Annotated in this window: 12 protein-coding genes; 8 read left to right on the top strand and 4 right to left on the bottom strand. The window is 63.2% G+C overall.

Going from position 1 to position 9821, the window contains the following annotated elements; genetic code table 11:
• Window positions 1-196 precede the first annotated feature (196 nt).
• Together Q0O95_RS11800 and Q0O95_RS11795 are read left to right on the top strand one after the other, a co-directional pair.
• Window positions 197-472 carry a type II toxin-antitoxin system prevent-host-death family antitoxin gene (locus tag Q0O95_RS11800; protein WP_293698866.1) on the top strand — a complete coding sequence of 92 codons (276 nt, stop codon included), beginning with the start codon at window positions 197-199 and terminating at the stop codon, window positions 470-472.
• Window positions 472-1215, top strand: a complete 744-nt coding sequence (locus tag Q0O95_RS11795) for a hypothetical protein (RefSeq protein WP_293698864.1) — start codon at window positions 472-474, stop codon at window positions 1213-1215. The genes Q0O95_RS11800 and Q0O95_RS11795 overlap by 1 nt, the downstream gene beginning before the upstream one ends.
• Window positions 1216-1349: 134 nt before the next feature.
• Here the strand turns inward: Q0O95_RS11795 and Q0O95_RS11790 are convergent, their stop codons facing one another.
• Window positions 1350-2549: an acyl-CoA dehydrogenase family protein gene (locus Q0O95_RS11790; RefSeq protein ID WP_293698862.1), complete on the bottom strand. Its 1200-nt coding sequence runs from the start codon at window positions 2547-2549 to the stop codon at window positions 1350-1352.
• 176 nt (window positions 2550-2725) lie between these two features.
• Here Q0O95_RS11790 and Q0O95_RS11785 point away from each other — a divergent pair, with 176 nt between their 5' ends.
• On the top strand, window positions 2726-3286 hold the full coding sequence (locus Q0O95_RS11785; RefSeq protein WP_293698861.1) for a hypothetical protein: 561 nt from the start codon (window positions 2726-2728) through the stop codon (window positions 3284-3286).
• Window positions 3287-3308: 22 nt separating this feature from the next.
• Entirely contained in the window at window positions 3309-5252 is a 1944-nt protein-coding gene (locus tag Q0O95_RS11780; protein WP_293698859.1) for a M13-type metalloendopeptidase, read from the top strand.
• Window positions 5253-5298: 46 nt separating this feature from the next.
• On the opposite strand, the gene Q0O95_RS11775 is transcribed toward Q0O95_RS11780, so the two are convergent.
• Window positions 5299-6390 (bottom strand): type II CAAX endopeptidase family protein, encoded by a 1092-nt coding sequence (locus Q0O95_RS11775; RefSeq protein WP_293698856.1) that lies wholly within the window; start codon window positions 6388-6390, stop codon window positions 5299-5301.
• A 233-nt stretch (window positions 6391-6623) separates the two neighbouring features.
• Here Q0O95_RS11775 and Q0O95_RS11770 point away from each other — a divergent pair, with 233 nt between their 5' ends.
• From Q0O95_RS11770 to Q0O95_RS11760, 3 genes are read left to right on the top strand one after another with little or no spacing between them, the layout of a single operon-like run.
• Window positions 6624-6866 (top strand): hypothetical protein, encoded by a 243-nt coding sequence (locus tag Q0O95_RS11770; RefSeq protein ID WP_293698853.1) that lies wholly within the window; start codon window positions 6624-6626, stop codon window positions 6864-6866.
• 1 nt (window position 6867) lies between these two features.
• Window positions 6868-7308 carry a phage holin family protein gene (locus tag Q0O95_RS11765; protein WP_293698850.1) on the top strand — a complete coding sequence of 147 codons (441 nt, stop codon included), beginning with the start codon at window positions 6868-6870 and terminating at the stop codon, window positions 7306-7308.
• A gap of 1 nt (window position 7309) precedes the next feature.
• Window positions 7310-7546, top strand: coding sequence for a DUF3618 domain-containing protein (locus tag Q0O95_RS11760; RefSeq protein WP_293698847.1), 237 nt, complete (start codon window positions 7310-7312; stop codon window positions 7544-7546).
• A 236-nt stretch (window positions 7547-7782) separates the two neighbouring features.
• On the opposite strand, the gene Q0O95_RS11755 is transcribed toward Q0O95_RS11760, so the two are convergent.
• Both Q0O95_RS11755 and Q0O95_RS11750 read right to left on the bottom strand, forming a co-directional pair.
• Window positions 7783-8256, bottom strand: coding sequence for a GNAT family N-acetyltransferase (locus tag Q0O95_RS11755; RefSeq protein WP_293698844.1), 474 nt, complete (start codon window positions 8254-8256; stop codon window positions 7783-7785).
• An 18-nt stretch (window positions 8257-8274) separates the two neighbouring features.
• Complete coding sequence (locus Q0O95_RS11750) at window positions 8275-9138, bottom strand: rhodanese-related sulfurtransferase (protein WP_293698841.1); 864 nt, start codon at window positions 9136-9138, stop codon at window positions 8275-8277.
• An 80-nt stretch (window positions 9139-9218) separates the two neighbouring features.
• On the opposite strand from Q0O95_RS11750, the gene Q0O95_RS11745 reads away from it, so the two are divergent.
• Window positions 9219-9761: an acyl-CoA thioesterase gene (locus Q0O95_RS11745; protein WP_293698868.1), complete on the top strand. Its 543-nt coding sequence runs from the start codon at window positions 9219-9221 to the stop codon at window positions 9759-9761.
• Window positions 9762-9821 lie beyond the last annotated feature (60 nt).

Genomic DNA, 9821 nt, shown 5'->3' with positions numbered 1-9821 from the left:
CACGAAATGTTGACCGTATGGTCCGGATTCGGTTGTCCGATCAACTTTTCGTGACGCCCCGCCTCGCGAAACCTAGGAGGCGGCGCTCTCGAGCGGGGTAACCACGATGGCGGAGCATCACTTCCGGGCTGCCTGGCGCGACCATCCTTCCGAAAAAGTATGAACTTTTCAGCAGTCTAGTGCTAGAATCGTCGGTATGACACTGATTCGTATGACGGCAACGGAAGCTACGCGCAAGGGATTCTCGCACGTCTCCCACACTGCTGGGCAGCAGCCTGTTCTCGTCACCAATCATGGCAAACCTGAAGCCGTAGTCGTCGGCCCTGCTGAATTCGAAGAGTTCGCGCGACGGCTCCGTACGCTCGAGGATGTTGTTCTCGGGAAGGCTGCGGACACCGTTGCAGACCGCAGTGGCTTCGCAACAGTCGATCAGGCGAAGGAGCGACTCGCGGCCGCCCGCTCGAAGCGCTGATGCAAACCGGGGAGCACTTCCCACACGACCAGGCAGAAGTTGTCTTCAGCGATGCCGCAGTCGAATGGCTCGTTGCTCACGAAGATGAGTTCGACACCGATCAGCTGCTTGACGATGTAGCCGACCTCATGCGCCGGCCCTGGGGTAAGAAGCCGCTAGCCAATCGAGCCGACACCCCGGGCCTCGCCGGTTACAACACCGCTGAGGCGGAACACCGCAATCTGCGCATCGTGTTCCGCTCCACCGTTTCCGATGGAGTCGGGCAAATCCAGATCATCACGATCGGGAAGCGCGATAACAACCGCGTCTACGAAATCGCCTCCGACCTCGTCGCGAGCGGAAAGCTCTCCGCGGAAGAAGAGTGGCAGATCTGGGAGCTGCTACGCAGTATCAGCCTCCAACGTGAGATCCTCGGCCTCGAAGAATGGGAGTATCAGCCTCCGCCGGCTCCCGAAGGAATGGTCAAGTCGGTCGTGGCCGCAGGTATCCTCGACGAGGTCACAGCATCGAAGCTGTCGATCGAGGAGCTCAACGCAGCGATGGCAGCCGCGTGGGATGACGACGGCACAGTTAACGTGCAGCGTGCGCTCGAGGCTGCCTTCTCTCGTGTAGCGCGCAGCTCATCCCCGGATCGAATTCTCCGAACCCGTGCCGAGCAAAGGTGTGACGCTTACATGCCTCGCGCTAAGGAGCACTGCATACGTCGTGAGGGTCACCCGGGCGCCCACCGAAGCAAGCCGTGAAACACGTGTGGCCGGCGGCACCCCTGGCCTCGCCACGAAATGTTGACTGTGCGGTCATCCGTCACGAAATGTTGACCGTATGGTCCGGTTTCGGCTATCCGATCAACTTTTCGTGACGCCCCGCCTCGCGAAACCTAGCCGTTGAACGCGTCCAGCCCCGTCACGGCGCGCCCCAGCGACAGGATGTGCACCTCGTCGGTGCCCTCGTAGGTGCGCACGGACTCGAGGTTGTTCGCGTGCCGCAGCGGCGAGTGGTCGAGCGTGACGCCGTTGCCGCCCAGGATCGTTCGCGCGCTGCGGCAGACCTCGATCGCCGCGCGCGTGTTCGCCAGCTTGCCGAAGGAGATCTGCGAAGGCGTGAGCTTGCCTTCGTCTTTCAGCCGCCCCAGATGCAGTGCCGTCAGCGCTCCCTGCTGGATGGGCAGCAGCATGTTGACGAGCTTCTCCTGCGTCAGCTGGAAGCCCGCGATCGGGCGTCCGAACTGCTGCCGCTCGAGTGCGTAGTCGAGCGCATCCTCGTAGGCGTCACGGGCTGCGCCGACGACACCCCAGCTGATGCCGTAGCGTGCCTCGTTCAGGCACATGAGCGGCGCTTTGAGCCCCCTCGCCTCCGGCAGTCTGTGCTCTTCTCCGAGCCGTACATTGTCGAGGTGGATCTCGCACTGTACCGAAGCGCGCATCGAGAGCTTCTGATCGATGACGTGCGCCGTGAATCCCGGGGTGTCGGTGGGCACTGCGAAGCCGCGCACGCCCTCGTCGGTCATCGCCCAGATGATCGCGACGCTCGCGAGATTCGCAAGGCCGATCCAGCGTTTCGAACCGTTCAGCACCCACCCGTCACCGTCGCGCACAGCACGGGTGTGCATGCTCTTGGGGTCGGAGCCCGCCGAGGGCTCGGTGAGGCCGAAGCAGCCGATCGCCTCACCCGTCGCCATCCTGGGCAGCCAGTGCTGTTTCTGCTCCTCTGAGCCGAACTTGTGGATCGCGCTCATCGCGAGCGACCCCTGCACCGACACGAAGGTGCGGAGCCCCGAATCGCCCGCTTCGAGCTCGAGCGCCGACAGGCCGTACTCGACGGACGTGCCGCCCGGGCATCCGTAGCCGTCCAGGTGAAGCCCCAGCAGCCCGAGGTCACCGAGCTCGCGGGCCAATTCGACGGGGAAGTGCGCGTTCTCGTACCACTCGGCGATGTTCGGGCGGATGCGCTCATCGACGTACGCACGCACCCTGTCGCGCTGTGCCAGCTCGGCATCGCTGAGCAGCGCATCCAGCTGGAGCACGTCGCTGGATGCGCGGCGCTCGCGGATGCGTTCGATTCGGTTGTTCTCTGCCACTGATTGCTCCTTGCGTAGCGACGCGCGTGCGCCGTTGTGTACGTCTCTATCGTGCCGCCATTCGTTGATGCGCGTCCAATACGCAATCTGCGGGTATTGATTTACCGCAGAGATAAGTAGTCGGGCGTGACTATCGGCACTGGCCGGCTTCGCTTCGTCTCGAGAACCTGGAAGCGATGGCTGAGGAAACAGATGGATACGGCGAACCGCTCGCCCCGATGGGTAGATACGACGCACTGTGGCGGTCAGTGTTTCTGCACGGCGAGTACGCGATCGATATCAACTTCTATGACTCCGAAGAGTGCGTGGATCTGTATCGCGACGGGCTGAAAGTCGATCGAGGGGAATTGCCGATGACCTTCGAACTCGAAGGAGGCGCGCAGATCGAGGTCGAAACAGCGTTCTGGGGAATGAAGACCGCTCGCTTCACCGATCACCTCGGCGAGCAGCACGAGATGCGACCAGCTCCCGGCAGCGGTGAGTATATGCGCGCCAGGCTCGAACGTGAACGGCCGCTCCTGGGGGCCTTCATCGCTGCCGTGTCCTGGTCGGTGCTTGTTATCGCCGTTGCTGTGTTCGTGGCAAACGCTGTGCACTTCTTCGCCAAGCTGTTCGGTATCGACCTGCAGTTCCTTGAGGTACCTACGTGGCTGGGCGTCTCGATCGCCATCGCGGCAGCGCTCGCGGGCATAGAACGGGCGTTACGCCTCAGGCATAATCCTTGGCTCGACTCGTAACGACGTTTGTAGGATTGCGAGCATGACCGGTGGAGTATCTGGAATCAACGTAGACGCCTTCAACCCCGAGATCGGCCCCCGCGAGGACCTCTTCATGCACGTGCACGGCGCGTGGCTCGAGAAGACGAAGATCCCGAGCGACAAGGCACGCTGGGGTTCGTTCGACTCGCTCGCCGAGCGCGCCGAGCAGGACGTCAAACAGATCGTCACCGAGTCGGAAACCGCCGAGCCCGGCACCGAAGAGCGCAAGATCGGCGACCTCTACGCCTCGTTCATGGACGAAGACGCCGCGAACGCCAAGGGGCTCGACCCGATCCGCGCCGAACTGAGCGAACTCGATGCGGTGACGAGCATCCGCGAGTTCCTGGAGTTCCTCGGCCGTCACGAAGCCACGGGCGGCCCGGGCTTCATCGGCCAGTTCGTCGATGGCGACTTCGGCGATCCCGACCGCTACATCCTCTTCTGGTCGCAGGCCGGCATCGGCCTCCCCGATGAGTCGTACTACCGGGAAGAGGCGTTCGAGGAGATCCGCGAAGAATACAAGCGGTACGCGCAGCGGATGCTCGGCTTCCTGGAAGACGAGACCACGGCGGCCGAACAGACTGCTGCGCTCTGGGAGCTCGAGAAGAACATCGCCAAGGTGCACTGGGACGCCGTGGCCTCCCGCGACTTCGAGAAGATGTACAACGTGCGCGCGGTGCGTGACGAGTATCCCGTGCTGGAGCCGTGGCTCGACACGATGGATGCGCCGTCGCACATCTTCGACCGCGTCGTGGTCGCGCAGCCGAGTTTTGTCGAGGGCGTCGTCGAGCTGTTGACGGAAGACAACCTCGAGGCGTGGAAGGCGTGGGCGAAGCTCTCGATCGTCCGCGGCGCAGCACCGTACCTGACGAGTGAGATGTCGAAGACGAACTTCGACTTCTACGGCACCGTCCTGACCGGTACGACGAAGCAGCGGGCTCGCTGGAAGCGCGGCGTTCGCTTCGTCGAGGGCGCGATCGGCGATGCCGTCGGCCGCGCCTACGTCGAGCGCCATTTCCCACCGACGGCCAAGGCGCGCATGAACGAGCTGATCGAGAACCTCGTCGCCGCCTACGAGCAGTCGATCAAGAATCTCGACTGGATGAGCGAGGAGACTCGCCAGCGCGCGCTCGAGAAGCTGGGCAAGTTCGTACCGAAGATCGGCTATCCCGTCAAGTGGCGCGAGTACGGCGAACTCTCGGTAACCGACGACCTCATGCAGAACGCGAGGAGCGCCTCCAAACACGAGCACGACTTCGAACTCGCGAAAGTCGGCGGCAAACTCGACCGCGACGAGTGGGAGATGAGCCCGCAGACCGTCAACGCCTACTATCACCCCGGTCGCAACGAGATCGTGTTTCCCGCTGCGATTCTGCAGCCGCCCTTCTTCCACGAGAACTGGGATGACGCGGCGATCTACGGCGCGATCGGCGCTGTTATCGGCCACGAGATCGGGCACGGCTTCGACGATCAGGGCTCGAAGTTCGATGGCGACGGTCAGTTGCTCGACTGGTGGACAGAGGATGACCGCTCAGCATTCGAGGAGCGCACGAGCGTGCTCATCGATCAGTTCAACGAGCTGAAGCCGAAGGACGCCCCCGACCACGCGGTCAACGGCGAACTCACGATCGGAGAGAACATCGGCGACCTCGGCGGCTTGGGCATCGCCTGGAAGGCGTATCAGCTGTCGCTCGGCGGTGGGGAGGCCCCCGTGATCGACGGGCTCACCGGCGCGCAGCGCTTCTTCTACTCCTGGGCGGCCGTGTGGCAGATGAAGATCCGCCCGGCCGAGGCCGTTCGACTCGTGCAGATCGATCCGCACTCGCCGAACGAGCACCGCACCAACCAGATCGTCAAGAACCTCGACGCGTTCTACGACGCCTTCGGCGTGCAGGAGGGCGACCCCATGTATCTCGCACCTGAGCAGCGCGTCACGATCTGGTAGGGGAACATCTCGCCGCGGCTCCCGGCTGAGTCCGTGCGGGGTCGACCTAGCGCTCGCTGCCGAGGTCAGCGCTCGGCTCATCCGTCGTGTTGCGTGTGTGCGGGACGTAGCCCTGTGCCCACTCCGGAGTACCGACGACGGGCTGCGCGGCCGGATTCGCTATCCCGCCGTTTCGAGAACCGGGATGCCCGCCCGCCAGGTGCTTCGCGGGGACGGTCACGAGGGGTTCCGGGATGCGCTTGCCGAAGAGCCCGAGAGCGGCCATGACGGCGATGATCACGGCGAAGATGATCCACCCGGGGATGCCGACGACGGTCTGCGTGAGTCCGCCATTCGCATCGAAGTTCATCACGAAGAGGAATCCGATCGTTGCCGTCGCGTTCAGTGCCCCGTGGCCGACTGCCGCAACCCACACGTTCCGGCACCACAGCCTCGACCAATTGAGGATGATCCCGACCAGGAAGCAGAACACGACCATCAGGAGCACGCCAAGGATGTCCGTCCTCCCGAAGTTGTAACCGAGCAGGATGATCGGTGCGTGCCAGACGCCCCAGATGACGCCGCTGACGATCGCCATGGGCCAGAAGCCCAGCGGCCTCAGCGCCGATACCAGGAAGCCGCGCCAACCGAGTTCCTCACCGAATGCCGCGAACGTGGCTTGCACGACCAGAAGCGGTGTCATCGCGACTGAGAGCAGGGCGAGACCTTCGGCGGACATCCCGACTGCGGCAGCGTCCTGTTCGAGGGCCGCGGCGTTGAAACCGAAATCGACCCAGCCGAACAGGCTTGCGACGAAGGCGGCACCGATCGCGATCAGGCCGAAGACGATCGGCCATACGAGTATCAGCACAATGGAACGCACGACCGGCTTGAAGGGGGTGAGCCCCAGGTAGCGAGCTTTGTACTTCGGCTTCACGATGAAGAACGTCACGACGAGCGCAGCAACGGTCGGGGTGTACATCATGACCATGACGAGCCACGGGAACTTCGGATCCGCGAGGCCGTCGCCGAGCCAGAGCGGGAGTGCAACGAGCCACGCGAGGCCGCACGCGAGAACCGAGTACACGGTCACGGCGAACCACGGAACACGTGCCTTCTCGGTCGGCACATTTGTTGCAGATGCTGGAGAGGTGTTCATGCCTTCAATCCTGGTGAGGAGATGGGTGACATGCCTCCCCCGCGCGGCGGAAATCGTCCGGCCCGGCCTCCTCCGCTCGTCGAACAGGAGCATTGTTACAGAAGCGGGATGCCTGCACCCGTGAAAAGTGGTGGGTCTGCGCAGTCGGAGCGGATGCGTTCGCGCTGAGCGGTCATCACCGGTACCGTTGACGTGTGCGGCTGAAGCCGTAAACGAAGATTAGGGAGTGAATCATGCGAGGACGTCTTCTCTTCATCGTTGGGCTCGGCGTTGGGTATGTGCTCGGAGCACGTGCAGGTCGCCAGCGCTACGAGCAGATCGCCTCGGCGGCGAACAAGGTGTGGAACTCGAACGCAGTTGCCCGCCCGCGCGAGCAGGCCGTTGATTTCGTGCAGGAGCAGGCGCCGAAGGTCGCCGCGGCCGCTGCTGACACGGCGTCGAAGACGCTGAACAAGGTGACGAAGCGTAAGGCGTAGCATGCAGGAGCGTAAGCGGCTCGGAGACATCGTGAGTGAGCTCCCCGGGCAAATCATTGGCCTGATCAGTGCCGAAATTGCCAATCTCAAGAAGGAGATCACCGGCAAGGTCGCCGGTATCGGCAAGGGAGGGGCACTGCTCGCAGTCGCGGGTGTTCTGGCCCTGTTCATGCTCGGCTGGCTTTTCGTCGCCGGATTCTTCGCGTGGAACCTGTTGTTCCCGGAGTGGGCCGCCGCACTGCTGACGGCCGCTTCGATTCTCCTGATCGCTGCTCTGCTTGCGATTCCGGGGATCGCCGCGATCAACAAGAACAAGGACTTCGGCAACCTCCGAAGCGTCAACTCGATCAAGGATGATGTGAACATGGTGCGCGGGCTCGGCCACGCTGCCGACGGCACCTCGCCGATGGATGACCTTGATCGCGACGGGAAGGACGACTGACGTGAGCGAAGAAGAGAACGGATCGAAGCCGGCTCCCTCGCAGCGAGACATCGACAAGCAGCGCGAAGCGCTGCGGCAGAACCTCAACGCGCTCGAAGACACGATCAACCCTTCGAAGATCGTCAGCCGCGTCAAAGAGAAGGTGCAGGACGACCCTGCGCCCTGGATTGCAGCGGCTACGGGACTCGCCGTACTGATCGGCGGCATCGTCACCCTGGTGATCGTCAAGCGCCGCTAACGTCGCTGCGCGAGCACGTCGCTCGTCACTCACACCGCTTTACGTCGCATCTGTCGAGTGCACACTTCTCGGTCTATGCATGGCGACACGCCCGTATAGCGCGTTCATTCCATGCATGGACCGAGAAGTGTTCTCACGCAACGGTGAGGGGCGGTGCGCGCTAGTTGCCGGTCGAGGGCAACGCTACTTCGAGTTCGGAAATCGCCGATGAGGCGATTTCGTGGAAAGGTCCGGGCTCAATCGGCTGTCGATGGCAACGCTACTTCGAGCTCAAAGTGAGTGCCGTCTCCCGAAGCGTCGCCGAGGCCCAGGCGTTCGTAGAAGTCGGTTGCGACCTGCGATGACTGCCACTGCAGGACCCGGATGCTGCGCTCCCGAATCGCCCAGTCGCGAATGGCATTGAACAGGGCCGTGCCCGCCCCGTGACCGCGGCCGTCCGGCGCGACCCAGAGGTCGTGCATCCTCGCGATGGACCAGTCCCGATCGTTGGCGGGACCGTAGTCCTGTGCTGCTGCGTACCCGATAACGCGATCATCGTGCGTTGCGACGACGATGTGATGATCCCACGACTCCACGAGTCGATCGAGGCGCTCGCGATAGCGGTTGACCTTCTCATCGGTCGACGGAGCGGTGTTGTGCGTGACGAACAGCACCAGCAGCTCGCGGATATCCTGCTCGGTCGCTACGCGAATCGCACCATCGTCGTTCATGGCTTCAAGCGTAGTCGTTCACGCGGCCGCCGCGTGCGCTGAGCAGAACGCTTCGCAGCCCTCGTGCGCAACCATCTGCCGCGTGCACGACGACTCAGCGCAGTCTCCGACCCTGTTGGTGGCATCCCCGCAGACGACGCACTCGCCGAGCAGCTTCGCGCCGTCGCCGAAGTCTACGGAGCCGCGGCGGTCGAAGACGTAGAGCGAGCCCTCCCAGAGCCCCTTGTTGCCGAACGTCTCGCCGTACCGCACGATGCCGCCGTCGACCTGGTAGACCTCTTCGAACCCGCGCTGCACCATGAGGCTCGACAGCACTTCGCAGCGGATGCCGCCAGTGCAGTACGTGACGATCGGCTTGTTCTTCAGGTGGTCGTACTTGCCGCTGTCGAGTTCTTCGACGAAGTCGCGCGTCGTCTCGACATCGGGGACGATCGCGTCTTTGAAGCGGCCGATATCGGCCTCGTAGCGGTTACGGCCATCGAAGAACACGGTCTCGGGGTTCTGCTCGACGAGTTTGTTCACCTCCGCGGGCTTGAGATGCTTGCCTCCGCCGACGACTCCGTCTTCATCGACACGCAGCTCTCCGGGAGCCCCGAACGTGACGATCTCATCGCGCACCTTGACCGTGAGCTTCGGGAAATTTTCGGCACCGCCCGGCGACCACTTCATCTCGGTGCCGCGGAAGCCCGAGTACTCTCGCGTGACGCGAACGTAGCGCTTCAACGCGTCGATGTCACCGCCGAGCGTGCCGTTGATCCCGTGTTCGGAGATGAGCACGCGACCCATCAGTCCGAGTGACGATGCGAGCGTGTACTGCCACATCCTGATCGCCTCCGGATCGGCGAGCGGTGTGAACTTGTAGAAGAGGATGACCTTCTGCATAGGGCCATTCTCTCAGTTTGTGGGTTCCGCAGTGGCGCTTGCCGCGGTGACCGGTCAGCGCCAACATGGACTCCGTGAATATGTGGTTCCAATGGCTGCTTTCCCTGTTCGTGCGGAGCAGGCGGACTCCGCGTCTCGACCTCGGCGCGGTTTCGCGTATCGGGTTCCGAGTGCTGCCGACCGACATCGACCTGCTGATGCACATGAACAACGGGCGCTACCCGTCGTACATGGATCTCGGTCGTGTCGATCTCACGAAGCGCACGGGGGTGGAGGCGAAGCTTTCGAAGCACGGCATTTACGCCGTGGTCGCCGCTCAGACCATCAGCTACAGGAAGTCGCTGCAGCTCTTCCAGCGCTTCACGATCGAGTCGCGCATCCTCGGCTCCGACGCCAGGAGCTTCTACGTCGAGCAGCGCTTCGTCGTGCGGGGCGAGGTGTACGCCAGGGCGATCGTTCGGGGACGGATGATCCAGAAGGGGAACGGCACGCTCAAAGTCGCGGACGTCGAGCGGTTGACGGGGCTCGATCTCAGCGGCTTCGAACTCCCTGCCGATGTCGAGCACTGGGGCAGCACGTTCAAGCTCCCGGCGACGAAGGCCGATGCCCCGAGCGTGTGGTGAATCCGATCCAGTGGATCGGATTCATGCAAGGGAGGGTCGTAGAAAATCTTCAGTGCGGGG

Origin of the sequence: uncultured Agrococcus sp. (assembly GCF_945915485.1) — a bacterium.
GTDB lineage: Bacteria > Actinomycetota > Actinomycetes > Actinomycetales > Microbacteriaceae > Agrococcus.
Note: the sequence above shows the minus strand (reverse complement) of the source record. Positions and strands in the feature narration are given on the sequence as shown.